Genomic DNA, 26,098 nt, shown 5'->3' on the forward strand with positions numbered 1-26,098 from the left:
CGCCGGTATCCAGCGTCGCGTCCTGAACTTTCTGTGCGGTGACGTCGTAGGGTGCGGTGATGACGATTTGTGTTTTGGTTCCGCTGTTGGCGGGTAGGTCGTCTGTTTTGAGCGCGAGGTCTATCAGTTCTAGCAGGGCGTCGTGGCGGCGTTGTGCTGGTGTGTGTGGGTCGCGGAATGCTTGTGGTAGCGGCTGCCCGGCCATATCACGCACTGTGCTGTCAACGTCGTCGCTTTCGCTGCACCGGTTGCTGCATGCCCGGCCGCTGGCGCCGGTGGTGCATTGGCATGCGGGGGGCGCGGGACTGGTGTTGCAGGTGTCTAAAGGCGACGGTTTGGACCGGGCTGGGTTGCATAGGGGGTTCGAGGGCGGCTTTCAATATGGCGGCGCCTTCGCCGGTGGTGTAGCCGGATAGCTGGTAGCGGCCGGTGCCATCGGCGCTGACGGTGAANGCGCGTGCTTCCCACGCNNGNCGGTCTTCGCGTTCTATCTGTTTACGTTCGTGTTCTTCAGCCTTGTCNGGGTCGACGTGACGCAGGATCCGCCGGCCTGCGATACGCAGCTCTTCCGGTTTCAACGATGCCGCCTGGCCGAGCAGGACGGCTGCTGCTTCTTCGCGCACACATGCGGGAACGGTGTCGGCCGCCTGTGCGATCTCGGCCGCCTGCGCCTCAGAAAACGAACCGGCGGCGAAGGCTTCAGCCACAGCGGGAACAGTGGGCAGGAGTTTGATCAGTTTGGCCATCTTCGCCGCGGCGTTGACCCCGACGCGGTGGGTGGCGTTCAGCCACGCCGGAACTGACGCATAGCCCTGCTGGTAGGGAATGTTACGCCCAGCCTGCTCGGCGGCCACCGTGATCAGTTCGGCTTGCAGGACCCGGATGCTGTCACGGATATCGACTGCCGCGGANGCGAGTTCNNTGTCGGACAAGGCAAATACTGCCCGTCCCGCTAGAACACCCCGCTGCCTCACAAACCCAACCCTACGAGCCGGGTCTGACAGAAACAGGCCGCCCCAGATTGCGGATATCAGCAACACCAAACCCTTGCCCCACAACAGATCTTGCCGCTTAACGAGCCTCAGGTTTCGCCGCAGAAAACAATCCAAACAGGATGGTAGGTGCGACGCAGCCTGGTGCTCCTCTGACCAACGCGGTACTCGCGAGGGCAACGGCGGCGGTCGGCACACACGGCGAACTCGGCCGAAGGGATTACGGCGGACGGGATTTACCGTTCGAGGGAACTAGGGCGCAGCGACGGCGACCTGGCCGGGCAACGATGCGGTGGAGCAGGCGACTAGAGGTGTAGCACCGTCGGTCAGGAATGGGTACCGGGCGATTGTCGGGGGGATCGTGCCGGGACAGAGGTGGCTGCGGCGGCGAGCAAGCGCGGACAATCGCGTCTATCACTCCGGCAGGGATGGGAAATGACCATCAGGTTTACCGATCACGGGCCAGGTTCAAAGCGCCTCCAGCCGCTAACGCGGTTGCTGACACGGACAGCCGGCGTTGGGCTGATGTTAGTAGCCGTCGTAACGTCGATTCCCGCGGTGTGGCTGGGGTTTGCGGGGCTCGTTGAGCTTGTGTACCAGGTGTTTGGCGGTGAGCCGGTGCCAGGTGATCCCTATTCCGGCGATCCGTTTGACTTCATTCCCGTTAGCTGGTGGCCGTTCATTGCGGGGGCGTGGATTGTCAGTGTCGTGGCGTTCTTCGCTTCGCGAACATTTGGGCTCAAGCTGCTGCGGGCCAACCGGCATCAAGTGCTGTTTCTGCGCAGGTTTGGCTATGCTCCAGCCACTCACGTGGTCACCACGGCGGTAACGCAAGTCGGCACGGAGTGGCGACTGGTCACTTTGGACGATCACCGGATTGCTGCTGTCGGCGTCGGTGAAGGGCCGAAACTGGCCGCGCGGGGCTGGCAGTTGTTCTCCAAGCTGGGTGATCTGTCGATCCTGGGCAAGATGGCCGCCGCGACCGTGGTGTCCGTCCTCATTGGAATCGCGGCTTGGTGGTCGGGCGTGGAGTTCCTCGCGCAGCTGAGTAATCCCATCGCGGTGATGGTGGGAACGCTTCTCGTCGGGCCGGGCCTTGTCGTCATCGGGTCGGCGATGACCTCGATCAGCGAAGCGGACAAGGGCAGGACGATCACGATCGAGCGGGAGGAGGAGCTGAAGTACGCACCGTGGACGGTCCGCAAAGCGGTCCGCGGCACTTATGCGGCCAGGCTTCTGGTGGTGCGGGTGGTCCTGGACGCGCTTTGGCAGCGTGCCGTCACCCGGTTCGCCGTGGACGCGAGTGTCGCGCTAATTGACATATCCGAACCAACGGAGAACGTGCTTTGGGAGATTGAGCTTTTGGCGCTGCGAGTGCCGCGTCCTTGTGTGTATGTCGCCGAGCGAACGTGGGCGGGGAAGTTCGCCAGAAACGAGGCGCCCGATGACATCGAGCGTCGCCTGCACGGTCTGCTAAACGGACAGCAAGTTCTAACGTATGGCACCGACACCGAGGCGGTGAAGCAATTCACCCGCGCGCTGCGAGCGTGCTTGGAACACGAGACCGGCAAGCCAAGGCGGCCGTTCAGCCCGCCGTTTGAGCAGGTGCTTACCGCTCCGGCGAAGGGCGATCCGCCGTCGTTGACCCACATCGTGCGGCGAGGAGAACATGCCGAGCCAACCGATTGGAACATTCCGTGGATTGATGCCGACGGCAATCCCGAACTCGCTCCCGGGGAGGTGATCCTGCACAGCTTCAACACCAATCTAATTGTGGAGGAACTCAGAGTCGATCCGGTGTGGCACATCAGGTCTGGGTTCCGGGTGTTCGTCACGAGCCAGCGGGTCATGTGGGTTGCTGAAGACAGAGAACGCCAGCCGCTCCTCGTCGCGGGGCAAGTTCGGCATATCTGGATCTCGTCGATGGTGTGCCGTCGCCCCAAGCGGTTCCGCGACCGGGACAGCTCGATGGGCCTGCTGGCGCTGTCAATGGCCCGGCCGCGCCACATAGGGCATTGCATCCGGATCGACATTCCGCCTCGCCAGCTCAAAGCCCAGGCCAAGAAAATACTTTCCATGGTGTACTCGGCGGCCTCGGCCGAGCGCGCCCGCGTCTTGCCCAACGGGCACGCCTACGCGATCCGCCGCTCCGATGAGGGAAAGGTGCGCTGGAAAGGCGTCATCGGGTCTGGAAAGACTGGCCTGCCAGCGTTTATCGGCAGGCACATGGAACCGCTGGAGGAGGGCGCTCCCGACCGGCTGCGCGAGCAGTACATGACGTTGGGCTCTCCCGCTGGCTATCGGTCCGGCTAAGGCGTGCGGGTGTGGATGAACGTCGCGATGTCCAATTCAGACGGTGTGCCGTCGGGAGCCCGGCGAACCCGGAGAACTTCGCCGTCGTTGGCGCCTGTGTGACAGCGCCAGACGTCAGCGCCCTCTTGGGCGAAACGCCAAGGCGTGGCGGCGATGCGGGGCACGAAGACCAGTTCGTCGCCGTCGGTGTGGACGACGACTTCGCGGCCCATCCACCACCATGAACCGGCGAGTTCGTGTGGTGAGCGGTCCGTGGGGGGAGTCCACGCCGGGGGAGCGGGTGGGTCGAGATCGAGCACCATGGACAGCAGTTCGGTGTTCAGGTCGGTGATGCGCTCGTCGTGCAGGGTGTAGGCACTGGCGAACATGAGGGTGGCCGTGCGCGACGGGCGGTGCACGAGCACATGAGCCAGGTAACCGGGCATCGAGCCGCCGTGTCCAATGTAGATTCGCTCGCCCGAGCGGATGAGTTCGAGACCGAGTCCGTGGCCGGACGTCCACGCGTCCAGATCGGAAATGACGACCGGGGCGCACATCTCGGTGAGCGTCTCGGGTTTGAGCACCGCTGGATCGGGGTCGGCGAGGAACGCCGCCCACTTGGCCAAGTCCTCCGCCGTGGACCACAGCTGCCCCGCGGGGGCCATCGCTTTGGTGTCCGGGCGCGGTTCTTCGTTCAGCGTACCGTACCAAGGATGCACGACGTAGCCGCGCGCGAACGGCTCGGCTTCCAGATGCGTGGTGCGCCGCATGCCGAGCGGGCCGAGCAGCCGCTTGCTCAGCAGGTCGGTCCAGTCCGTGCCGGTGACCTTGTTGAGCACGGCGCCCAGGAGCCCGTACGCCAGATTGGAATAGTGGTAAGCCCGATGTGGCGGATAGGCCATCTTGTCCGGGGTGAGGGCGTTGAGGAAGGTCTCCAAGTCGGTGCCTTCGGCGCGTTCCCACCACGGGCCGTCAGGCTCGCGTTGCAGTCCGCTCACGTGACCGAGGAGCTGCCGGAGATTAATTGCCGACCCCACGGGTGTACCGGGCAAGTGCCGGTAAAGCAGATCGTCTAACGCGAGCAGACCCTCGTCGCGCAGCTGCATGAGCATCACGGCGGTCATGGTTTTGGTGATGGAGCCGATGCGAAACTGCGTGTCAGGCGTCGGGGTGACACTGGTCGCCGGGTCGCGCCCTGCGGAGGCGAAGTGTGCCATCGTGCCGTTGCGCACCACGGCGGCGACCACCGCGGGTGCCTTGCCGTGCGCTTGCGCCCGCGCGACGAGGTCGTTGACCCCTAGCGCCGCGTGTGCCGAAAGTGTCATCACAGCTCCTCGAAAGATCTCACCAGGGGAACGGCTGGCCACAGGGCTTGGTTATCCGCGCAGTCTAAGTGGCCAGCCGGGACTGTCCGTTCGGCCCACCCATGGTGATCGGAATCAGGGGGAGTGAAGCGCGCGAATGTGGCGCGGACGTGACACGATCAGAGCGTGGAGGAATGGATCGGATGGCTGATTGCCGCAGCGGCACTTATCATCCTTGAGCTTTTCACTGGGACGTTCGTCCTGCTGATGATCGGTGCGGGTGCCCTTGCGGGTGCGCTCGTCGCCATCGCCGGCGGAGAGCTCTGGCTGCAGGTGCTGGTCTTCGGCATCGTTTCGGCACTCGCCCTTTGGCTGGTGCGGCCTTGGATCAACCGTCGCCTGGAGCGCGGGAGGACCGAGCTCGGTCTCGCCGTGACCGAAGGAGCGGATGCCGTCGTGGTTGAGCGAATTGACCGCGATCACGGTATGGTCAAGATCGAGGGTGAACTCTGGCGGGCCCGCCCCTATGATGCCGAGAAAATTTACGAGCCTGGGGACCGGGTTCGCGTAGTCAAAGTGGACGGCGCAACCGCGCTGGTGTGGAGGGATTGATGGGCCAGTTCGCGCTGATTATCGCTGGGGCTATCGCTCTGGTTCTGATAATCACTCTGGTCAAGATGGTGAAAATTGTGCCGCAGCAACGCAATGACGTTGTTGAACGGCTCGGAAAGTACAACCGGACGCTGACTCCGGGCCTCAACATTCTGGTCCCGTTCATCGATCAGGTTCGCACCAAAGTGGACCTTCGGGAACAGGTGCAGAGCTTCCCGCCGCAACCCGTTATCACGTCTGACAACCTTGTCGTGTCCATCGACACAGTCCTCTACTACAAGGTTGTCGAGCCAGTACGGGCCACGTATGAAATCGCCAACTTCATTCAGGCGATCGAGCAGCTGACCGTTACCACTTTGCGTAACGTCATCGGTTCGATGGACCTGGAGCGGTCTCTCACGAGCCGTGATGTCGTTAACAGCCAGCTGGCCTCGGTGCTCGATGAGAACACCGGCCGCTGGGGCATCAAGGTGACCCGTGTGGAGATCAAGGCGATTGAGCCACCGCCGAGCATTCGCGACGCGATGGAAAAGCAGATGCGTGCCGAGCGTGACCGGCGTGCCGCGATTCTAAACGCCGAAGGCGTGAAGCAGTCGCAGATTCTCACCGCTGAAGGTGAGAAGCAGGCGGCGGTGCTGCGCGCTGACGGCGACCGGCAGGCCCGCATTCTGCAGGCTGAGGGTCAGGCCAAGGCGATCAAGCTGGTCGTCGACGCCATTCACGTGGCGGAGCCCGACAACAAGGTGATGGCCTGGCAATACTTGCAGGCCCTGCCACAGATCGCCGCTGGTGCGTCGAACAAACTGTGGATCATCCCGGCCGAGGTCACGAAGCTGCTCGAAGGCATCTCAAGCCGGTTCGGCGATCTCGTTGAGTCGCCGGGTGCGGCCGAAGCGGCGAAGACCGCGGGCGACGAAGCCGAGCGCGAGGTCGCGCGCATGTCGGCTGAGGCCGAGGCAGCGGTGCGGCAAATCGAGAACGACACGCGCCCCTAACCGTCTACAAACGATGGTCAAGCGCAACACGTGCCCGGCATCTAGGTGCCGGGCACGTCGCTGTCTAACGGCAAACGGCCCGAAGCGCCGAACCGAAGCGCGGCATCGGAGCGCGGCACCGGAGCGCGGCACCGAAGCGCCGAACCGAAGCACAGCACCGAAAGCGCCGAACCGAAGCGCGGCACCGAAAGCGCCGAACCGAAGCGCGGCACCGAAGCACAGCACCGAAAGCGCCGAACCGAAGTACAGCACCGAAAGCGTGCGAGTGGCGGCGGTCCTAGACAGAGGCAGGAACGCGCGAAGGCGCGGTGCCAAAGGGTGCGGGAGCGAAGGAGGTCAGCTCGTCGGTGGAACGCGGCGCGGGCGATTCGTCGAGATAGAACCACGTGACTTTGATGCGGCCCTCGCCCAGCAGGCCTAAGCGGGCGAACGCCTCGCGGCTCAGGTCGATGCTGCCGTGCCGGCATCCCGCGCAACGGTCTGTGACGGTGACGATGACGGAACGGTCACCACGCCAGACAGCCGCTTGCTTGCCGCAGTGGTGCCGGGCGAACATCGGCGCTGGGATCGCCGCCACGAGGTCGGTGGGCTCGCTGGTGATGCCGCACGCGCTGCCTCCCGGGACATACCAGGTCGCGTCGCCTTCGTATACAGCACTGGTCAGGGTCATTGCCGCGCTCATCACAGCGGCGCCTAAGGTCACGGTGTCCACACTTCGATCAACGCTTAGGCTGGGAAAATGGAGCTGATCACCGATCCTTCGGATGAACGGATCGCCGATTACCGCGCGCTGACCGATGTGGAGCTGCGCACTCGGTGGGAACCGCCGCACGGGCTGTTCATCGCCGAAGGCGAACTGGTTCTGCGGCGGGCGCTGCGGGCTGGGTACCAACCCCGCTCCTTTTTGATTGAGGAGAAACGAGCCGCACAGATCGCGGATCTGGACCAGGCGCCCACCTATGCGGCTTCGCCCCAGGTGCTTGAGGCGATCACCGGGTTTCACGTCCACCGCGGTGTGCTCGCGAGTTTTCACCGGCTAGCGCTGCCAACGATTTCCGAGGTGCTGATGTCGGCGCGCCGGGTGGTGATCCTCGAAGACATCAATAACCACACCAATATTGGGGCCATCTTCCGCGTGGTGGCCGGGCTCGGCGTGGACGCCGTGCTGCTGTCGCCGACGTGTGCCGATCCGCTTTACCGTCGTAGCGTGCGGGTCTCGATGGGCGAGGTTTTCGCCATTCCTTACGCCACTTTCCCTTCGTGGCCTTCAGGCCTGCAGCTGGTACGCGATGCGGGTTATCAGATTTTGGCGATGACGCCGGATGAGGCGGCGGTGTCACTACAGTCCCTTTCGGACAGTCAAAGGCTGCGGCCGGCTCTGCTGATGGGCGCGGAAGGACCCGGTCTTTCGCAGGAAGCGCTCAATGCCAGTGACGTGAGGGTACGCATTCCGATGCGCCGTGGCGTCGATTCGTTAAACGTCGCTGCCGCGACGGCGGTGGCGTGCTGGGAACTCACGCGCGCGGAAGCCTAGCGAGCACCCCGGCCAATGCGCTGACTGTTCCCAGCGACGGAAAGCGGGTGCTGAGCATCGCTTGCCGAAGCTCCGTGGCCTCTTCGCCGGCATCCCCGCCGGGCAGCAGATCGCGCGAGAGTGGCCCGGCAAGCAGGCTCAGAGCCACGCCACTGCCCGCGAAGCCGGCGACGTAGACGATCCGCGGGCTGGCGGCGCTAGCGCGGATCACGGGCGTCTCCGTGCCGGTGGTGTGGATCGGCCCGCCCCAGCGGTAGCCGGCGGTCAGTGGTTGCGGCACTCGCCGTCGCAGCTCGCGGTCCAGCTTGTCCTGTGCGTGAGGGTCGTCTTTGGAGCTGCCGAGCGCACCGAAGAGGAGCCGTCCCTCGTGGAGTCTGCGGTAGGACATGCCAAGGCTGGGCGTGGCCACGTAACTGTCTGAGCCACCGAGGTTGTGCTGAACGTCAAGCGGCAGTGGCGTTGTCGCGAGCATGTACGTGTGCTGCACCTTGGCCGCGGGCGGATCGGGCAGGGCGACGGAACCGGTGTAGGCGTTAGTGCACACGACGGCATAAGCAGCCGTGACAATGCGTCCGTCGGTGAGCGTCAGCGTCACGTGATCGCGGCTCGGCGACACAGCACGCACGGGGGAGCGCTCGTGAATCGAGCCGCCAGCGGCACGGACCGCGCGAGCGAGCGACAGCGCTAGCTTGGCGGGATGCATTGTCCAGCCTTGCAGGGCCATGCTGCGACGTGACGCCGTCACGGGAACGCCGGTGGAAGCCAAGGCATCGGCGACCCAGGACAGCCCAGCGGAGACAATGCGGTTGGGTGCTCGCAAGTGGACGGTCACTGGACGCATCTGCGCCGACGGGTGCCGCCCGGCGAGCGATGAAGCCTGAGCGCAAGCCCGGTCGTGCAACCGTTTCAAAGCCTGCCGTGCGCTGGATCGGCCGGCAGCGCCTGGAATGAGCCAGGGAAGCACGGCAACGGGAAGCAGCAGTCCCGAGTTGCGCCCGCTGGCACCGAAGCCGACGTGTTCTGCCTCGAAGACATCTACCCGGTGACGGGGGAGCAGGTCCAGGGCGACGGACAGTCCGGCGTATCCGGCGCCGATCACGGCGACATCGGTGTGCGACACGGGTTCTGGCGCCGTGGCAGGAACAGAGAGACCCGCCCACCAATAGTTCATGTCCCGATCCCGTTACGCAGCACCGAAGCCGCTAACGCGGGCGCTTCTTTCGCGCCCACTTCGCCGGCCGCCTGAGCTTCCCAAGCGGTGGTGATCGCGGCCAGAATGAGGCGGACCTGATAGGACGCGGGAAGGTCGAGGCGCAGGCTGCCGTCGGACCGTCCTTTCGCGACAAGTTTCGCCAGCGTCCCCTCGATCTCGGTCAGCTGCCGCGCGACCGCTGGCACGTCGTCGAGCCAGGCGCCTTCGCGGAGTACGAAAGCGAATGTCGCCCCGATGGGGACGAGAGCGTGCACCACCCGGTCGAGCGCGACCCCGGCGTTGCCTTGCGTGGGTTTGGCGGCGCGAAGGGCGGCGCCAGCGGTGGAAACGGCCTCCTGGGCGAGCTCCGACAGGAGGTCCGCCCGCGACGGGAACCGCCGGTGCAGTGTTGCCCGGCTGATTCCCGCCACGGCGGCCACTTCCGCCATCGTGGCCCCTGGCCGCGCGTTGAGTGCCGCGGCCAGCTTGCCAAGGTCGACTGTCATGAGACATTCTTGTCTCATGTGACACGCCTATGTCAAGTGGGCTACTTGAAGTTGAATAGCGGAGGGAAGACCAGCACGACAGCCCAGGCCCAAGCGGCATAGACAACTACGTATCTGGTCTGCCACCGTTCGAGAGCGGCGAACGGCAGCTGGCGACGGATGAATCCCAGGAGGAGCCAAGCCGACCAAGCCAAGTTTGTTAGCAGGACGACGTTCTCACCGAGAGCGGCGACCTTGTTAGGCGTCGATCCCCACTCCGCGATTCGCCCGGTGATCGCGATGAGCACGAGCACATCGATCGCCAGCGCGCTGACGACAAGAGCTAGCTGAAGCTTGTCGAAAAGCCCGGGCGGGCTTAGCGGATCGCGAGCTGAGATGGAGTAGAGCAACAGCCCTAGTACCACGACGAGCAGCAGATCGAACAAGATGAGCACATCGCGCTGTACGTCGATTCCGGTGCTGCTGATCCCGATCCCGGCTAGCAAAGCCAGCAGGACGGCGGTGAATAGCGGCGTGAAAACGCGAGTCAGCACCGGCGCGATGTTCTCGATGACGCTCTGCTTGGCTTCGACAAGCCAGGCCGCGACGACCACGGCGGCTACCGCGCCGCACGGTATAAGCCAGAGCTGGACGAAGTCTTCCGCGTTCAGGCCGATCGCCTCAAACGTGCCAACGGTGAAGCCAGTGAGGACTCCGCCGCCGAGCGCTATGAGCACGAAGTAGACGAACCATTCGCCGGTGAAGCGGATGAAGTCCATTCGCTTGCGATCTGAGCGCCAATCGCCGCCGGTGTACGCGACGCCGGCCGCGAGCCAAAGGGCGAGCGGCAAGTGTATGGCTGTCAGGATGACCGACTGAGAGTTCTGGCTGAGCTGATAAACGTTGGCGCCGATGGCACCCGCCGCGAAAAGCAACGCCACGATGCCCAGGTAAAGCGGGCTGAGTTTGCGGCGGATCGCGAAGTAGGCGGCTAAGGGCACGAACGCGAACAGCGAGATGTTACGCGCGTAGAACTCGCCATCGTTGTCGAAGTCCACCCCGAAAAGTGCCGGGAGCTTGATGGCGATCGCTGCCCCGGCCGCGCAGCCAATCATGGTCCATAGATCGGGCCGGTTGGTGGCCGCTTGGGCTTCTGGTGTGCCAGCGAGCACAAGCTGTTTCCACAACCGTCCCGAGTGCTCCCGGGCGAACTCGCGTGACACGTCGTCGACGCTGCCCATGCGCTTCACCGCGACCAGGAACGCCTCGTCGGGCTGGAGCCCGCCCTCGGTGAGATCGGTGATGGTGCTGCGCAGATGGTCTTCCAGCTCCTCGGCGTCGGTGCCGACCGCTTGGCGGCGCTGCATGTAAGTGCGCCACTCGCCGATCTGACGTTCGAGGTCGTATTCACTATCCGTCGCCACGGTCACCCCTCCACGAGTCGTGCGGGAGTCATATTCCAGATCCCTTTGAGAGCGTCGACAACAGCCGTCCACTGCCGGTGGTGCTCGGCTAGCTCGGTGCGGCCCTGGTCGGTGATGCGGTAATACTTCCGGCGGCGGCCGCCCTCGGGGGTCTGCCAGAACGATTCGATGTGCCCGACCCGCTCCAACCGGTGCAGCAGCGGATAGAGCAGCCCATCGGTCCACTCGAGCTGCCCACCGGACAGCTCACTGATCTGCTTGATGATCGCGTAGCCATAGCTGTCTTGCTGGGACAGGATGCCCAGCACCAGCGGCGTCGCTGAGGCTGCGACCAGGTCTTTAGGGATGTGCATAGGCGCCACCGTCCATTTTCATACCTAGAACTGCTAGGGATAGTAGTTCTAGGTATGGCCGGTTCGCTAGAGGGTAGTCGCCCAATAGTCCCGGCTGGGCAAACGCGCCCAAAGACCGGGCTCATAGGCGAAGGGCCGGTTGTCCTGCGGGGCCAAGCCGGCCGCGGCACAGCAATAGGCGAGCGCATGACCGCGATAGAGATACATGCGCAGGATCTCGCTGGCGTCATCGCCTTCGCGAGACCAGCCACCGCCCGGGTGCAGATCCCAGCCCACGATGGCGCCGTCGCGCACGAGACTGCCCTGGTTTCCGCTCTTCGGGTTGGCATACATGGCATAGCAATGCGTGCCGGCGGACAGCAGCAACGACACGACAGGCCTCGAAGCCCCGAAAGCCCAGGGCTGGCAAACGAGCGTGCCGCCAGGAACCGTGGTAATTCCTAAGACCTCCAACGATCCGTCGTCGATGTCATATCCGTACTCGTCGTCGATCTCACCTTCCTCGGGTACGAAAACGGTCGCCTGGAGGCGGCGCACCGCCTCTTGCGCATCGATTCCGCTGACACAGCACACACTCAGGCCCTCGCCGTAGATGTCACTGACCGCCTCGATCAGGCGGGGCGCTTCGGTGACGGCGGCGCGCTCCTCGGCGGTCAGCAAAGACGCGGGCGCGTCGAATAGATCCGGTGTTTTGGTGACAAGGCTCAGCCGGGCGGGAGACCAGCCGTCCATCATGGACAGCCACGGATCGGCTCCCGCGCGCAGCAGCACGCGAGCGTTGTCGGCACGGTCAGCCTGAACCGCGTTCCATAAAGCGGTCCGGCCATCGTAGAAAGCATCCACATTAGACGTTAGCCGCGCGAGTTCGGCCACGACTTCTGGAGTTCCACGCTCGGCGGCATCGTGCAGGGGAGTCCACTCGCCTGGCTCACCATTCGGGTTGGCGCCGGCGTCAAGGCGGGCGCGAACGGCTGATAGGTCGGTCCAGGAGTGCCAGCCCATGTTGGCCCAGCCACTAGCAATCGACATGCCAGGAGGATAGGTCAGCTCGTGAGAATCAGCGGTCCCTCGCTGGTGATCGCGACCGTGTGCTCGAAGTGCGCCGCGCGCTTTCCGTCAGCGGTCAGGATCGTCCAGCCGTCCATCGCGGTGCGGTTGCGATCGCTTCCGCCTTCGGTGAGCATGGGCTCCAGGGCCAGGACAAGTCCTTCGCGCAGAACGAATCCGCGGTTGGGGCGGCCTGTGTTGGGTACATCCGGGTCTTGATGCATTTGAGTGCCGATGCCATGGCCGCCCATCCCGAAGGCCAAGCCATAACCTGCTTGCCGGGCAACGGTTTCGATCGCGAAGGAGATATCACCGATCCGGTTGCCGGGTCGGGCCTGGGCTATCCCGGCAGCCAACGCCAGACGGGTCGTCTCCATGAGCCTTTCGCCGGAGGCATCGGTCTGTCCAATCGCGACGGTGATGGCCGCGTCGCCGTGGTAGCCGTCGACGCTGGCGCCGCAATCGATCGAGAGCACGTCACCGTGCCGCAGCTTCGTGCCGTCGGGGATGCCGTGCACGATCGCGTTGTTCACCGACAGGCACACCACGCCAGGAAACGGCGTTGGTGCCCAGCTGGGGTGGTAGCCAAGGAACGATGGCTTGGCACCATGGCTCGCGATGACTTGCGCGGCCAGCTCGTCCAATGCGGACAGGGTGACGCCTTCGTGCGCGGCCGCGGCGGTGGCGGCCAGCGCCGCGGCCACCACCCGGCCAGCCTCGCGCATGATCTCAATTTCGGACGGGGACTTCAGCTCAACCATGGGTGGTATTTTAATACCAGTATTATCATCGTGGGTATGGTCCGGACCCCGTTAACGGAAGAAGAGCGCCTTCGAGGCTTCGCCCTAGGCCGCACCCTTCAGCGTGCCCGCCAAAACCGCAGCGCGGCTGAGGTGGCGCAGGAAGCCGGCATCTCGCTGGACACCCTTCGCAAGATCGAGCAGGGCGTCATCGCGACCCCCGCTTTCTTCACCGTCGCCGCCCTGGCCCGGGTGCTCGGCCTGGACCTCAACGCCCTCGCTGCCCAACTCGAGCCGGTCCCTTAGGCTCAGATCATGTTCCCGACCGTGCGCGAGGTGCTGGCTCTGGACTCCATGCGCGCTGGTGAGCCCCGGCTCGTGGCCGGGGAAGCGGGACTCGACCGGCGCGTGCGGTGGGTGCATTCGGCTGACGTGCATGACATCGCGAGCCTGCTGCGCGGTGGGGAACTGATGCTGACCACCGGGATCGGCCTTCCCGCTGACGATGAAGGGATTCGCGGTTACCTGCGCGAGCTGTCCGAGGCCGGAGTCGTGGGACTCGTGGTGGAGCTCGGCCGGCGTTACACCGGATCGGTGCCCAAGGTCATGGCCGCGGCCGCGCAGAAGCTGAACCTGCCGCTGGTCGAGCTAAGAAGGCCGACCCCGTTCGTGCCCATCACGCAAGCCGTGCACTCGATGATCGTGGACGCTCAGCTCAGTGAACTGCGGGCGGCAGAAGAAGTGCACCAGCGCTTCACGGACTTGAGTGTCGAGGGGGCCGACCCGGCCGAGGTCGTGCACCAGGCGGCCGAGCTGAGTGGCTGCCCGGTGGTGCTGGAGAACCTGGCCCGCCAGGTGCTGGCCTTTGACACCGCGGGCGAACGGGCGTCGCTCGTGCTCGATGGCTGGGAGCAACACTCCCGCCGGGTGCAAACCACGGGCAGGACGGGCTATGACGCCGACTCGGGCTGGCTCGTCACCATGGTGGGCGCGCGTGGGCAGGACTGGGGACGGCTGCTGCTGCGTTTTGACGCCCACGAGGGCGAACCGCCCACGAGACTCATCATCGTCCTGGAACGGGCCGCCACGACCCTCGCGTTAGGACGGCTCATCGAGCGCGACGCTGAAGGCCTGGCCCGCCAGCTACACGGCACGCTCCTGTCAGCACTGCTCGAACACAGTCTTCCCGTTGACGAGGTCGCTCTGCGCGCACGTGCCCTGGGCGTGACTCTGGAACGCAGAAAGCTTGCGGGCGTGGCGATCCGGACCCGCTCCGACGAACTGCCCGCCCCGGAACAGATGCGCGAGTTGACGGAGTCTGTCGGGCAAGCGATCCGTGAGTCCGCCTTGGACGGTCTGGTGAGCCCGGTCGACGACATGGCGGTGGGCGCCCTGATCGCCCTGCGCCAAGGGTCCGATCCGCATGCGGCCCTTGAGGGTTTCGCCTCCGCTTTGCGCCGGCACACGAAAGAGAAGCTGATCGTCGCCGCTGGGTCCGATGTGGACAATCTGCGGCAGGCCCGCCGCTCCTTGATTGAGGCCAGGCAGGTCGCCGACGCCGCGAGGCACGACCCGGACTCGGCCATCACCGTGCACCGGTTGCCGCACGTGGGGCTCGCTGGACTGCTTTTCCTCCTGCGTGACGAACCGCGGCTGCAAACGTTCGTGGAGCGGCAATTGGGCGCGCTGCTGACCTATGACGCGGAGCACGCCAAGGAACCATTGCTGCCAGCGTTGCGCGCCTATCTTGACCACGGCCGCAACAAGTCGGCGGCAGCCGCCGCGGCGCATCTGTCCCGGCCCGCGTTCTACGAACGGCTCGCCCGCATCGGCAAGGTGCTCAACGCCGACCTCGAATCAGTGCCGGTTTGCCTGTCCCTGCACGTGGCTTTGCTCGCGCTGGACGCGCTTCGGCATCAATAGGCGGCGTGGGGCTGTGTGCCAGCGCCAAGAACCGAACGGCGGCCACCCGGTTGCAGGTAGAAAAGGTTGCCACCGTTGGAAACCACAAGCCTGCCGTCCCCGAGCGGTGCCGGGCACGAGTCACCGTCTATGCCGACCTGACGGCCGCTGCGCTTCTCGCGGTCAAACTCGATGATTTGCAACGGTCCTGCGCTGAGCAGTCCTGTTTGCTGCGTGAAATACAGGTAACGCGAGTCGGGGCTAAACGCCGGAGTCGTGGCATAGCCTGACAGTTCAATACCACCACCGCCATAGGAAGCGGCGGTCCGTTCCTTGCCGCTCCTCAGGTCGAGAACGGTCAGGCAATCGTCATTGATAGAGCCACAAATCCCGCCTGGGTACGCCACGAAGCGCCCGTCCGCCGACCACGCGACCGACGTCGCTGTTTCCAGTGGCGACCAATTCTCACTGTTCCACAAGCGTTCGTTGCTTCCGTCCGCCGGCACTATGTGCAGCGTTCCCGTTTGCGCGTCACCGGAACGGTAGGCGATTGAAGTCCCGTCGGGGCTCCACGCCGGGCCGCCAGCCTTGGCGCCGGCAGTCAGCCGGCGCATCGCTAAGGCGGCCACGGGAGCCGTGGACACCTCAGCGATCCAGATGTCTCCATCGTGGACGAAAGCGATCTCGCGATTGCCGGGCGATAGGCGAGGCCAGCTCGCGGAACCGCTTTCGGTGATCTGGTGTGCCACACCGCCCGTGGTGAGCCAGACGTCGCCGTCGCGAATGAACGTCACCGGCACGTCCGGATACGCGGCGCTCACGGGGGAGGAAAGCCCCGCGATCGCCAGCGTGGCAGCGAGAATGGTCGCCAGGAATCGCATGGCGGCAGCATAAAGCCGACCGTTACATGAGCGGCGTAACGCGGCATCGCGCGTACAGGTGAATCTGCTCCGGTGCGTCGTCGGTTCCCTTGTGGGACCTTTCGGCGATCAGCTCCGTGACCGTGAAACCGTGATGGGCCAACAGATCGCCAAGTTCTTGCCGGGGGTACGCCGTGAGCGGCACCGGAACACCAAGAAACTTCCGCATGAGAAAGTCCGTGTCCCCTTCGACCATCCCGATCGCGAAGACACCGCTGGGGGCGAGCACATCGCGGATCGCGTCGAGCGTCTTGCCGATTTCGGTGCGGCGCAACATGAGCAGTGAGAAGAAGGCGGCCGCGCCGTCGAAGCGCTCTTGCCGTGGATGCAGCCCGGCTAGGTCGTGCATTTCCCGTTCCACGAAAATGCCCTTGGGCACGGCTTTGCGTGCCAGCTCCAGCATCACGGGAGAGGTGTCGACGCCGACCACTTCAAGGCCACCTTCGGCGAGCTGCCGGGCGGTCGGGATGCCACTGCCGCAACCGACATCGAGCACGGTGTCGCCAGCACTAAGTTGTCCGATGAGCCACGCGGTGGCGGCGACCTGCCCCGGCTTATCAGCGAAGGCCTCGCTGTAGTGCGCGCCGATAGCGTCGAACGCTCTGCTCATATCTCTATCGTCGTCCAAGTCGCGGGCGCGTGCGGTCGCTTCGTCGTGATCCACATCCCTAACGCAGATCGACATCCCGTGGGACGTGATCAACAGGCCATTCGATCACGTCGCACGGGATGTCGATCACGGACGGCGGCTCGGGTGCACACGGCCACGCACGGACGGCGGCTCGGTGCACACGGCCACGCACGGACGGCGGCTCGGGTGCACACGGCCATGCACGGACGGCGGCTCGCAACCGTCACGCTGTGGCTGTCAGACCGGGACGTCACAATGTCGTCGTGACGGTGGTGGCGGTGGCTGGACGAATGCTTCAGCACCTGGATGAGGCGGGAAGGCCGGTGGCTGAGCCGGTGGAGATTTCCGCCTGGCCGGCGCAGGCTGCCGAGATCGAAGAGCGCGACAGCCCACGGTGGTTGTGGGCCAACACCGAAGAGGCATACACGCCGCTGCTCAAAGCCGGGGTCCGGCTCAAGCGCTGCCATGACGTCGAGTTAGCCGAGGCGCTGCTGCTCGCTCACGAAGGCCGTTACGGCGAGCCACGGTCCGTCAACGCCGCCTATGCCCGGCTCACGGGAGCGCCCGTGCCCGCGGATCAGCCGCTGCGCCAAGCCGACCCACCTGGCTACGGGCAAGACACCCTCTTTGGCGATCTGTCGCCCGAGGCCAGTGTGCACGAACTCGTGCGCGTCTATCAGGGCCAGCTCGCCCGGGTGAAAGCCGCCAACGATCCTGGAAGGTTCCGTTTGCTGACCGCCGCCGAGTCGGCCAGCGGGCTGATCGCGGTGGAGATGGGACATGAAGGGCTGCCGTGGCACGCCCAAGCCCACGACGAGCTGCTCATGCAACTGCTCGGGCCGCCGATCGGCGGTGTGCCCAAGAAGCTCGCCACGTTGGCCGCTGAGATCGCCAAAGCCCTTGACGCGCCTGGATTGCACGCCGATTCGCCCGCAGAGCTCAAGCGCGCACTGCGACGGGCTGGTGTTGAGGTGCCCAACACGCGTTCCTGGACGCTCAAGCACATTCAGCATCCGGTGATCGCGCCGCTGTTGGAGTATCGCGAGTTGTACCGCATCTGGACCGCTCACGGATGGTCCTGGCGCGAGCAGTGGGTCCGCGATGGACGGTTCTACCCGGCTTACATCCCGGGTGGTGTCGTGTCGGGCCGTTGGGCCACCCGTGGTGGGGGAGCGTTACAGATCCCCAAAGCGGTCCGTGGTGCCGTGAAAGCCGATCCGGGCTGGAAGCTGGTCGTGGCCGACGCTGGCCAGCTGGAGCCCCGGATCCTGGCGGCGGTGTCGCGTGACGATGGTCTTGGCCGGGCTGCCGCTGGCGGCGATCTGTATGCGGCGCTGGCGAAGGAGTCGTTCAACGATGACCGGGCACGGGCCAAGCTGGCGTTGCTGGGCGCGATGTATGGCCAGACCGGCGGTGCGGCGGCTCCCGCCTTGGCGGCGTTGAAGAACAGCTATCCCAGGGCCTGGGCCTATGTCGAGGCGGCGGCGCGCACAGGGGAGACCGGTGGGCTCGTGCGCAGCTGGCTCGGGCGCACTTGCCCACCGTCCACATTGGAGTCGAGCTGGGCTGACGAGGGTGCATCGGGCCGGGCGCGAGGACGGTTCACCCGCAACTTCGTTATCCAGGCGACGGCGGCGGAGTGGGCGGCCACTTTGCTGGCTCTGCTGCGCGACAGCTTATGGAGTACCAGCGCGAAAATGGTGTTCTTCCAGCACGATGAGGTCATCGTGCATTGCCCGGACGGGGAGGCCGGGCGGGTGACCGAGGCACTTCACGATGCCGCGACGAAAACCGGGAAGCTGCTGTTCGGCAACTCCCCGGTGCGTTTTCCGCTCAATGTCTCAGCGGTGACGTCCTATGCGGACGCTAAAGGTTGAGATTCTTCCACCGCTCCATCAGGGCTGGCGTGAGCAGCCCGGCCCCGGCGGCCAGTGAGATCAGGGTGAAGCCGACGCTGAGCACCCGCGTTTCAATCTTGCTCCCGGCCTCGATGGAGATGGTGTCGGGCAGGCCGATCATGCGCCACATCCGTTTGCCTGTAGGAATAGGCCACAGAATGGGCACTCCGGCACGGGTGATGATGTCGCCCATGAGGTGCACGAAACAGCCGACACCCACGGCTATCCCGATCATTTCGTAACCACGATGTTCCGTGGGCAGGAAGGTGTAGGCGAAGTAAGCCGCTCCGGCGGAGGAAATCGTGACCAGGATCCAGCCCGCACGCTTGGCCCAGTTGTGGAACAGCCCGCGCAGGGCCAGGCCGAACATGAAGAACAGGATGCTCATCACGGCCCAGCGGCCGTAGTTGGAACACAGCCACGTCGCTCCCGCTCCCATGAGGAGGCAGAACGGGATCGTGTGTGTCAGGGTGCGGTGGCCGTTCTCGCGATCAGGGTCCTTGCTGAGTTTTGTCGCATGGTAGACACCAAGCGATATCTTCTCGATGACTTCGGCCAGGAACAGCGAAATCACGCCAAAACTACGGGAAACCGTTGAGCCACCCTTGTTCTGAGTGACCTTTCCGGACATGTCCAAATCGGGGAGCAGAGCGCCACCCGCGCAGACGGCCGCACCGATGGCGATGGTGGTCGCGGACTGACCGTAGTCAAAAAACTCTTTGGCGACCCAGGATCCGGCCAGCCACACCGCCGCGCCGGATAGCGCGTGCGACGGACCCATCATGTGTGTTTCCTCCCCATAAGACAGTCACAATTTGCGCATGCACTCTGTCAAACCTGGCTTGATAGTGCAATCGGCTGTCCCTCCACTACAGACAGTTGAACTGTCGTAATAGCGGCGAGTAGAGTACCGCGAGTGATGCAACATGATTGACCAACATCGCGACAACATAAATGCGATAGTTATCAATCTCGCCAGGCGCAGCCAGCTATTGGTGGAGCAGCAGCAACGTCTTCTCACTGAGATGGAGCGCCAGGAGCGTGATCCGGGCCGGCTGGCCGAGCTCTTTCGGCTGGATCTTCTCGCGGCCAGAATGCGGCGTAACGACGAGAACATTCTGGTGCTCGCGGGAGGGCAGGCCCGGCGGCGCGTGGCTGGTGGCACTTCCCTTGGTGCCCTGGTCCTGGCGGCATCCGCGGAAATCGAGCAGTACCAGCGAATCCACCGCGATATCACCCACGATCCGCTGATCGCGGGAAACGCCGTTGGTGACCTGACGCACCTGCTAGCCGAGCTGTTCGAGAACGCGACAGCGTTCTCGGCGCCGGGCTCGCCGGTGCGCGTCGTGTCCAGAGTGGATGACGAAGGCCAGCTGCTGCTCGAGATCACCGATGCTGGGTTTGGGCTGAGCCCGGCCGCGTTGGCCGACGCCAATGCCGTCCTGGCCGAACCGCCCGAACTTGGCGGCACCACAAGCGAACGGATGGGGTTAGTGGTGGTCAGTCATCTGTCCGCCCGCCACCAGGTGCGAGTCCGGTTGCGTTCCAGTCCATCCGGCACATGCGCTTGCGTCGCGCTTCCGGGCGATCTGCTAACCCACGAGGGGGCAAAATGACCATGGTACTAAGCAAACCTGCACAGGACTTGAGCTGGCTGATCACCGCGTTCGCCAGCCGGGTTCCCGAGGTGCAGCACGCGATGGTCGCATCCTCTGACGGCATGCCCATTGCCGTCTCCGAAGGCGTTTCCCGCACTGTCGCGGACCAACTCGCCGCCGTCACTTCAGGCCTGCTCGGCGTCGCCGCCGTCGTGGCCAACCTCGCCGACGCGGACGAGGTGCGACAGGCGGTCATCGAGATGGGCCGCGGCTATTTCATCGCCATGACCGTCCGGGACGGATCGGTCTTCGCCGTCTTGGCTGGCGCTCAAGCCGATCTCGGCGTCATCGGTTTCGAAATGGCACGGCTGGTCAAACAGGCCGGTGAGATCCTGACTCCGGCGCTGCGGGCTGAGCTGCAGCAAGTCCTACCGCGTTAACCGCAGATCGGCCAAGTGGGCGTAGCGCTTGACCAAATCCGCGTTGGCCTCATCACTGCGCATGACCCATTCCCTTGCGGCGTCAGGGGTGAGGCCTTTTTCGCGCTGCCGGGCGATGAGCCCGGCGATCCGCTGCTCCTGGGACGCCACATCAATGTGGACGGTCAGATCGAGCAGGGCTCTGGCGTCAGCCCAGTAGAGCAAGTAGTTGCCTTCGGTGATGATGAGCCGCGCGTCTGGGAACACCGGAATCGATCCGGCGATCGGCTCATTCATCACGTGATCGAAACTGGGCGCGTAGATGACCTCGTCAGGCTGTTGCCTGATGCGCCTGAGCAAGGCGACATAACCCTTGTCGTCAAAGGTGTCCGGGGCACCCTTGCGATCGCTTCGGCCCAGGCGGCGCAACTCTTCATTGGCGAGATGAAAACCATCCATGGGTACGCAGACAGCACGCTCGTAGCTGTGCTGCAGTTCCCGGGCGAGGGTCGACTTGCCCGCTCCCGGAGGCCCGGCGATCCCGACGACGACCCGTCCGCCTTGTGCCAGACGTTCCGTGACGGCGTCATATAGCGCTGTGAACAAGCCGCCCCCTGGCGTACGTCTGCAGAACGCTGGTGTGCTTGAGTTCCTCCACCGGCAAAGGGAACGGATCGCGGTCGATGACCGCCAGGTCGGCCACGAAACCGGGGCGGATCGTTCCCGTGTCAGCGAACCCGTTGGCGAGCGCAGACCCCCGAGTGTAGGCGGTCAGGACGGTTGCCAGATCGAGCTTCTGGTGCGGCAGCAGCGGTTCAGTATCCACATAGGAGCGATTGACCGCCACGTGGATCGCGTCCCACGGGTTAGCTGAGCTGACCGGCCAGTCGCTCCCGCAGGCCAGCGGCGCACCCGCGCGCGCGAAGTCCCCAAACGGGTAGAACCATTGCGCGCGTTCGGGTCCCAGCATCGGGATGACGAGCGTGTCGAGCTGGTCGTCGTGACTGCCCCAGAGCGCCTGCATGTTCGCGATCACGCCCAGCTCGCCAAACCGCCTGATATCACTCGGTTTCACCACTTGCAGGTGTGCGATCTGATGCCGTGTGTTTCGCCGCATGCCAGAAGCCATTTGCGGCGCGGAGAAAGCGGCCGGCGGTGCGCTTGGGGGAAACGCGGCGGGCGCTGCAGGCACGGGCGCGAGGTGGGAGGGTAAGGCGCTGATGGCGTCGAGGGCGGCGGTGACGGAGGCGTCGCCGATCGCGTGGTAGTGCACGCCGAAACCGGCCTCCGCCAAGGCTTTCACGATGCCGGGCAGCTCGGCGAAGTCGATGAACGGCAGGCCGCTGCCGTGACCTTCGCCGAGGTAGGGCGAGGACATGGCGGCGGTGAAGTTCTCACACACGCCGTCGAGCATGATTTTGACGTGCGGTGTCGTGAAGTTGGGCAGCTCGGTGCGCCTGTCCACAAGCGACGCGATCTGCTCCACACCCCGCGTGCGGTCCCACCACAGGGCGCCGCAGACACGGGCCGTCAAAAGACCTGACGTGGCAAAGGAACGGTAGGCCGGGAGGGGATCGGCGTAGCCGCCGTAGTCGCCGACGATGGCGTCCTGCCAGCCGGCTATGCCGAAGGCGTGCAGGTGTGCCTGAGCTTGCCTGAGGGCTTCGATGTAAACGGAGGCGTCCGTGGGCGGCAGCAACCGCGACACGAGCGTGACAGCGCCCTCATGCAGCATGCCGGTCGGGATGCCGTCATCGTCGCGTTCGATGCGCCCGTCGGGTGGATCCGGGGTGTGTTTCGTGATCCCGGCGATGGTCAGGGCTGCCGTGTTGACCCAGGCGCCATGGTGATCGGCGTTGTGCAGCAGCACGGGGCGATCGGGGACGATGTCGTCTAGGTCGCGGGCTCTTGGAGTACCAGCTGGGAATGCTGACATGGCCCAGCCACCGCCTGTCACCCAGGCGCGGTCCGGATGGGCGCGGGCATAGCCGGCTATCGCGGCACGGTATTCCGCTTTGCCCGGTAAGCCGGACAAGTTACATCGCATGAGTTCCAGGCCACCCCACACCGGATGGACGTGGGCGTCATGAAACGCCGGAATGACCATCCGCCCCGTGGTATCGACCACTTCCGTCGCCGGTCCGACCAGCTCATCGACCTCGCCCACGGAGAGCACACGCCCGTCGCCTACAGCAACCGGGGCGACACTGACCTGGCCCTCGCTAAACAGGGCCCCACCTCTGAAGACAATCTCCGCAAACACCGTGGGATACGGTAGTACACGATGTCCGCGTTCACCCCCGCGATGAAGCTTGGCGATCGCTACCACTTGCAGGAGCGCATCGGCACTGGTGGCATGGCTGAAGTCTGGCGTGCGCTCGACACCGTGCTGGGCCGCACCGTCGCTATCAAGGCCCTCGATGGCCGCCTGGCCGCTGATGCCAGCCTGCGTGAAAGCGCGCGGCAAGAGGCTCGTGCCGCCGCACGGCTGAGCCACCCGAATATCACCGCGATCCACGACTTCGCTGAGCACGTGCTCGCTGATGGCCGTGTCGTGCCTTATTTGGTGCTGGAGCTGCTCGCTGGTGAGACGCTCGCGCAGCGCCTGGCTAAAGGACCGCTGCCGTGGGCTGAAGCGAGCGCTGTGCTGACCCAAATTGGTTCCGCGCTGGCCGCCGCGCACGCGCATGGTGTGGTGCACCAAGACATCAAGCCGTCGAACATCATGCTCACGCCTTCAGGGGCGAAGATTCTCGACTTCGGCATCGCGGCGATCCGTGGCCGCGATAGCACGCCGGGCTGGACGAGTGGCACACCCGCTTATGCCGCCCCGGAACGCTTGCGGACCGTGCCGCCGCATCCGGCCGCTGATGTTTACAGCCTTGGCGTGGTGGCCTTTGAGATGGCGACCGGTTCGCTGCCGTGGGAGATCAGCACGTGGGAAGACGCGCGGGAAGTCCACGATGGACGGACCGAGTCTCCTGTCCCGCAAGGGATTCCGGCTTCGACAGCGGGCCTGGTGCAGCAGGCGCTGAGCGCTGACCCGGCCGCGCGCCCGATGGCGACCGCTTTCGGTAAATCTCTCGCCGCGCCTGGCGCGAGCGAGGAGTCGACGGCGACACTGACGCCCACGCTCGTGCACCGCGTGAGCGGGCCGATCGCGGCTTCGGCGAAGGTTCCCGTGCGGCCAACGACACTGGCACCAACACCCGCGCCGCCGCCTCTGCGCCGCCCACGCCGCTCGCCGGGACTCGCGGCCGCCTTCGCGGTCATCGTGCTCCTGCTGACGTTAGGCGCGGTCTTCTTGAGCGCGGCACTGCTGCAGTCCAACGCGGACAGCAACGGCAAAGCGCCGGTCACACAGACACCCATCGTCACCAAGTCACCGACGCCGTCGCCAACGTCCAAAGGCGACAGTGTCGTGCAGGTTCTTTCCTCACTGCGGCAGGTGATCGCCACAGCGGTGGCCACCGGGCAGCTGGAAGACGAGCGGGGCGAAGAGCTCAGCGACCGCGCAGACGACCTGGTCAAGCGCTGGCAAGAAGGCAAGACCCGAGACTTCATCAAGCGTGTCGAGGATCTGCGCAAAGACATTGACGATAAAGCCGACGACGGTGAGATTTCCCGGCCGGTCGCGATCGCGCTGGACCAGCTGCTCAAGGAACTTATCGAGCGGGCTAAGAAGTCGAGCTGACCTTTACGCGCTTGGCAGCGGGAACGGGGTGGCGCAGCCCGGGGTGACCCGGCGGGAGCGTCCGCTTGATGACGAACCACGCTCCGGCGAGCACGAGGACGATCAGCGGCCAGGTCAGCACGATATTGCTCAGGGTCAGCGCGGCGGTGTTTCCGGCGAGCCAGAACGGAATGAAGACGACCAGCCGCACCAGATATTGCATCGACCACAGCAGACTCGCGCGGCTGTAAGCCTTGAGGAGGTCTGGATCGTGGCGCCAGGCGCCCTTCTGGCCGAGCAGGCCACCGACGATCACCCCGAGCAGGGGCCAGCGGATCGCCACGCTGACAACGAAGGCGAGGAAACTGGCCGCGTTGCTGACGATGCGAATCAGGTAGAAGTCTTCGGCTTTGCCGGTGTAGAGCGCGACCAGAGCGGCCAGCACGACGCCGAATAGTCCAATCAGGACAGCGCGCGGCTTGTCGCCCTTGCCCAGGCGCCAGATGCCCAGTGCCGCCGTCACCACGACAGCAGCGAGCGCACCCCAGCCAATCGAAGACGTCGCGAGATATCCCACGCCGAAAGCGACCGGGCCCAGCGTCGCGTCCAGAGCGGCACGCTTGCCACCGAGGAGATGCGCAAGGCTTTCCTCGGCTAAGTCTTGCCGGGCGGGCTGGGTCATCGGTGTGGCTCCGGAGCGCAGGGGATGCGGTTAGGTTAGGCAAGCCTAGCCTGCGGCCCGTTACCAGCGGAAGGGAGCCTCTGGTAGGAAGATCTCATGGGCGCAGTTGCTGAAGAGGAAGTTATCGGTCTTTGCCGTGATTTGATCCGCATCGACACGACTAACACCGGGGATCCGGCGACGAGTGCGGGGGAACGGCTAGCCGCTGAATACGTCGCGGAGAAGCTCAGTGAGGTGGGGATCGAGCCCACGGTGCTGGAGAGTGCCTCTAAGCGAGCCAATGTCGTGGCGCGCATACCCGGGTCAGACCCCAGCCGTGGCGCGCTTTTGGTGCATGGGCACCTCGACGTAGTACCAGCCGATGCTTCTGAATGGTCTGTCGATCCCTTCGCGGGCGAGATCAAAGACGGCTACCTGTGGGGCCGCGGCGCGATCGACATGAAGGACTTCGACGCGATGGCTCTGGCCGTCGTACGGGACTGGAAGCGCACAGGTTATGTGCCGCCGCGCGACATCGTGCTGTGCTACACCGCCGATGAGGAAGCAGGCAGCGACTACGGCGCCAAGTTCCTCACCGAGGAGCACCCTGACCTGCTCGAAGGCTGCACTGAAGCGATCGGTGAGGTTGGCGGCTTCTCCTACACCGTGACCAATGACCTTCGCCTATATCTCATTCAGACCGCCGAAAAGGGCATCGACTGGCTGCGCGTGAACACCACCGGCCGCCCCGGCCACGGATCGTTCGTGCACGACGACAACGCGGTGACCGCGCTGTGTGAAGCCGTGGCCCGTGTGGGACGTCACAAGTTCCCGATCGTGATGACCCCGACGGTGCGGTCCTTTTTGGAGGCCGTGGGCGAGGCACTGGGCATTGACCTCGACCCCGATGAGCCGGAGCTGGCCGTGGCCAAGCTCGGGCCGATCGCGGCCCTGGTCGGCGCGACGATCCGCAACACGGCCAACCCGACCGGGCTGACCGCTGGCTACAAACACAACGTGATCCCGAGCCGCGCCAGCGCCACGATCGACTGCCGTACCCTGCCCGGACAGTTCGATCTGTTCCGTGAGCAGCTCGCCGAGGTGCTAGGCCCCGACGTCGAGCTGGAGCAGGTGCACCGCCAGCCGGCCTTGGAGACGACCTTCGACGGCCCTCTGGTCGACGCGATGGCGCGGGCACTGCGTGCCGAGGATCCAGGTGCCCGGGCCGTGCCATATATGCTGTCCGGCGGCACCGACGCCAAGCAGTTTTCGAGGCTGGGTATTCGCTGCTTCGGTTTCTCACCGCTGAAGCTGCCCGCCGACCTGAACTTCTCCGCGTTGTTCCACGGCATTGACGAGCGGGTCCCGACCGATGCACTACAGTTCGGCGTGCGCGTTTTGGACCGATTCTTGAGGGGTTCCTGAA

At 64.9% G+C, this 26,098-nt stretch carries 27 protein-coding genes; 11 read left to right on the forward strand and 16 right to left on the reverse strand.

What is annotated here, in order from left to right:
* The coding region (locus A3E1_RS40765; RefSeq protein ID WP_040391094.1) for a DUF222 domain-containing protein at positions 1-205 on the reverse strand (205 nt) is incomplete at its 3' end.
* 16 nt (positions 206-221) lie between these two features.
* Entirely contained in the window at positions 222-1,190 is a 969-nt protein-coding gene (locus A3E1_RS0117495; protein WP_456064339.1) for a DUF222 domain-containing protein, read from the reverse strand.
* A 327-nt stretch (positions 1,191-1,517) separates the two neighbouring features.
* Here A3E1_RS0117495 and A3E1_RS0117500 point away from each other — a divergent pair, with 327 nt between their 5' ends.
* The gene (locus A3E1_RS0117500; RefSeq protein WP_157631580.1) at positions 1,518-3,305 is read left to right on the forward strand and encodes a hypothetical protein; all 1,788 of its coding nucleotides are present in this window, start codon (positions 1,518-1,520) and stop codon (positions 3,303-3,305) included.
* On the opposite strand, the gene A3E1_RS0117505 is transcribed toward A3E1_RS0117500, so the two are convergent.
* Positions 3,302-4,609 carry a serine hydrolase domain-containing protein gene (locus A3E1_RS0117505; RefSeq protein ID WP_020522092.1) on the reverse strand — a complete coding sequence of 436 codons (1,308 nt, stop codon included), beginning with the start codon at positions 4,607-4,609 and terminating at the stop codon, positions 3,302-3,304. The two genes, A3E1_RS0117500 and A3E1_RS0117505, sit on opposite strands and share 4 nt — an antisense overlap.
* A 165-nt stretch (positions 4,610-4,774) precedes the next feature.
* On the opposite strand from A3E1_RS0117505, the gene A3E1_RS0117510 reads away from it, so the two are divergent.
* Positions 4,775-5,200 (forward strand): NfeD family protein, encoded by a 426-nt coding sequence (locus tag A3E1_RS0117510; RefSeq protein WP_020522093.1) that lies wholly within the window; start codon positions 4,775-4,777, stop codon positions 5,198-5,200.
* Complete coding sequence (locus tag A3E1_RS0117515) at positions 5,200-6,195, forward strand: SPFH domain-containing protein (protein ID WP_020522094.1); 996 nt, start codon at positions 5,200-5,202, stop codon at positions 6,193-6,195. The genes A3E1_RS0117510 and A3E1_RS0117515 overlap by 1 nt, the downstream gene beginning before the upstream one ends.
* A gap of 277 nt (positions 6,196-6,472) precedes the next feature.
* On the opposite strand, the gene A3E1_RS44850 is transcribed toward A3E1_RS0117515, so the two are convergent.
* Positions 6,473-6,898 (reverse strand): RlpA-like double-psi beta-barrel domain-containing protein, encoded by a 426-nt coding sequence (locus tag A3E1_RS44850; protein ID WP_157631581.1) that lies wholly within the window; start codon positions 6,896-6,898, stop codon positions 6,473-6,475.
* A 36-nt stretch (positions 6,899-6,934) separates the two neighbouring features.
* Here A3E1_RS44850 and A3E1_RS0117530 point away from each other — a divergent pair, with 36 nt between their 5' ends.
* Positions 6,935-7,729 (forward strand): TrmH family RNA methyltransferase, encoded by a 795-nt coding sequence (locus A3E1_RS0117530; RefSeq protein ID WP_020522097.1) that lies wholly within the window; start codon positions 6,935-6,937, stop codon positions 7,727-7,729.
* Here the strand turns inward: A3E1_RS0117530 and A3E1_RS0117535 are convergent.
* The 6 genes from A3E1_RS0117535 to map all read right to left on the reverse strand — a co-directional run bounded on the left by A3E1_RS0117535 (position 7,710) and on the right by map (position 12,991).
* Positions 7,710-8,900, reverse strand: coding sequence for an NAD(P)/FAD-dependent oxidoreductase (locus A3E1_RS0117535; protein WP_020522098.1), 1,191 nt, complete (start codon positions 8,898-8,900; stop codon positions 7,710-7,712). The two genes, A3E1_RS0117530 and A3E1_RS0117535, sit on opposite strands and share 20 nt — an antisense overlap.
* The gene (locus A3E1_RS44855) at positions 8,897-9,427 is read right to left on the reverse strand and encodes a TetR/AcrR family transcriptional regulator (protein WP_020522099.1); all 531 of its coding nucleotides are present in this window, start codon (positions 9,425-9,427) and stop codon (positions 8,897-8,899) included. The genes A3E1_RS0117535 and A3E1_RS44855 overlap by 4 nt, the downstream gene beginning before the upstream one ends.
* A gap of 41 nt (positions 9,428-9,468) precedes the next feature.
* Entirely contained in the window at positions 9,469-10,830 is a 1,362-nt protein-coding gene (locus tag A3E1_RS0117545; protein WP_157631582.1) for a permease prefix domain 1-containing protein, read from the reverse strand.
* Between the two features lie 2 nt (positions 10,831-10,832).
* Entirely contained in the window at positions 10,833-11,183 is a 351-nt protein-coding gene (locus A3E1_RS0117550; RefSeq protein ID WP_020522101.1) for a PadR family transcriptional regulator, read from the reverse strand.
* A 66-nt stretch (positions 11,184-11,249) separates the two neighbouring features.
* Complete coding sequence (locus tag A3E1_RS0117555) at positions 11,250-12,212, reverse strand: ankyrin repeat domain-containing protein (protein ID WP_026208536.1); 963 nt, start codon at positions 12,210-12,212, stop codon at positions 11,250-11,252.
* Between the two features lie 14 nt (positions 12,213-12,226).
* Positions 12,227-12,991 (reverse strand): type I methionyl aminopeptidase, encoded by a 765-nt coding sequence (map, locus tag A3E1_RS0117560; RefSeq protein WP_020522103.1) that lies wholly within the window; start codon positions 12,989-12,991, stop codon positions 12,227-12,229.
* 36 nt (positions 12,992-13,027) lie between these two features.
* On the opposite strand from map, the gene A3E1_RS0117565 reads away from it, so the two are divergent.
* Both A3E1_RS0117565 and A3E1_RS0117570 read left to right on the forward strand, forming a co-directional pair.
* Positions 13,028-13,276, forward strand: coding sequence for a helix-turn-helix domain-containing protein (locus A3E1_RS0117565; protein ID WP_020522104.1), 249 nt, complete (start codon positions 13,028-13,030; stop codon positions 13,274-13,276).
* A gap of 9 nt (positions 13,277-13,285) precedes the next feature.
* A complete protein-coding gene (locus A3E1_RS0117570; RefSeq protein ID WP_020522105.1) occupies positions 13,286-14,893 on the forward strand; it encodes a PucR family transcriptional regulator in 1,608 nt (535 codons plus the stop codon).
* Here A3E1_RS0117570 and A3E1_RS0117575 read toward each other — a convergent pair.
* Positions 14,887-15,753: a DPP IV N-terminal domain-containing protein gene (locus A3E1_RS0117575; RefSeq protein ID WP_020522106.1), complete on the reverse strand. Its 867-nt coding sequence runs from the start codon at positions 15,751-15,753 to the stop codon at positions 14,887-14,889. The genes A3E1_RS0117570 and A3E1_RS0117575 overlap by 7 nt on opposite strands.
* 22 nt (positions 15,754-15,775) lie before the next feature.
* Complete coding sequence (locus A3E1_RS0117580; RefSeq protein WP_157631583.1) at positions 15,776-16,402, reverse strand: class I SAM-dependent DNA methyltransferase; 627 nt, start codon at positions 16,400-16,402, stop codon at positions 15,776-15,778.
* A gap of 311 nt (positions 16,403-16,713) precedes the next feature.
* Between A3E1_RS0117580 and A3E1_RS0117585 the strand changes: the two genes are divergently transcribed.
* A complete protein-coding gene (locus tag A3E1_RS0117585; protein ID WP_245571251.1) occupies positions 16,714-18,300 on the forward strand; it encodes a bifunctional 3'-5' exonuclease/DNA polymerase in 1,587 nt (528 codons plus the stop codon).
* Here A3E1_RS0117585 and A3E1_RS0117590 read toward each other — a convergent pair.
* Positions 18,290-19,105, reverse strand: a complete 816-nt coding sequence (locus A3E1_RS0117590; protein WP_020522110.1) for a metal-dependent hydrolase — start codon at positions 19,103-19,105, stop codon at positions 18,290-18,292. The genes A3E1_RS0117585 and A3E1_RS0117590 overlap by 11 nt on opposite strands.
* 142 nt (positions 19,106-19,247) lie before the next feature.
* On the opposite strand from A3E1_RS0117590, the gene A3E1_RS0117595 reads away from it, so the two are divergent.
* A complete protein-coding gene (locus A3E1_RS0117595) occupies positions 19,248-19,937 on the forward strand; it encodes an ATP-binding protein (protein ID WP_083929535.1) in 690 nt (229 codons plus the stop codon).
* A complete protein-coding gene (locus tag A3E1_RS0117600) occupies positions 19,934-20,359 on the forward strand; it encodes a roadblock/LC7 domain-containing protein (protein WP_026208539.1) in 426 nt (141 codons plus the stop codon). The genes A3E1_RS0117595 and A3E1_RS0117600 overlap by 4 nt, the downstream gene beginning before the upstream one ends.
* On the opposite strand, the gene A3E1_RS0117605 is transcribed toward A3E1_RS0117600, so the two are convergent.
* Complete coding sequence (locus A3E1_RS0117605; RefSeq protein ID WP_020522113.1) at positions 20,348-20,944, reverse strand: nucleoside/nucleotide kinase family protein; 597 nt, start codon at positions 20,942-20,944, stop codon at positions 20,348-20,350. The genes A3E1_RS0117600 and A3E1_RS0117605 overlap by 12 nt on opposite strands.
* Positions 20,925-22,601, reverse strand: a complete 1,677-nt coding sequence (locus A3E1_RS0117610; protein ID WP_020522114.1) for an amidohydrolase — start codon at positions 22,599-22,601, stop codon at positions 20,925-20,927. The genes A3E1_RS0117605 and A3E1_RS0117610 overlap by 20 nt, the downstream gene beginning before the upstream one ends.
* 21 nt (positions 22,602-22,622) lie before the next feature.
* On the opposite strand from A3E1_RS0117610, the gene A3E1_RS44860 reads away from it, so the two are divergent.
* On the forward strand, positions 22,623-24,032 hold the full coding sequence (locus A3E1_RS44860; protein ID WP_020522115.1) for a serine/threonine-protein kinase: 1,410 nt from the start codon (positions 22,623-22,625) through the stop codon (positions 24,030-24,032).
* Here A3E1_RS44860 and A3E1_RS0117620 read toward each other — a convergent pair.
* Positions 24,016-24,693: a DUF3159 domain-containing protein gene (locus A3E1_RS0117620; RefSeq protein WP_020522116.1), complete on the reverse strand. Its 678-nt coding sequence runs from the start codon at positions 24,691-24,693 to the stop codon at positions 24,016-24,018. The two genes, A3E1_RS44860 and A3E1_RS0117620, sit on opposite strands and share 17 nt — an antisense overlap.
* Positions 24,694-24,789: 96 nt before the next feature.
* Here A3E1_RS0117620 and A3E1_RS0117625 point away from each other — a divergent pair, with 96 nt between their 5' ends.
* A complete protein-coding gene (locus tag A3E1_RS0117625; protein WP_020522117.1) occupies positions 24,790-26,097 on the forward strand; it encodes a M20/M25/M40 family metallo-hydrolase in 1,308 nt (435 codons plus the stop codon).
* The last annotated feature ends 1 nt before the right edge of the window (position 26,098 follow it).

Source organism: Catelliglobosispora koreensis DSM 44566 (assembly GCF_000379685.1).
GTDB classification, from domain to species: Bacteria; Actinomycetota; Actinomycetes; order Mycobacteriales; family Micromonosporaceae; genus Catelliglobosispora; species Catelliglobosispora koreensis.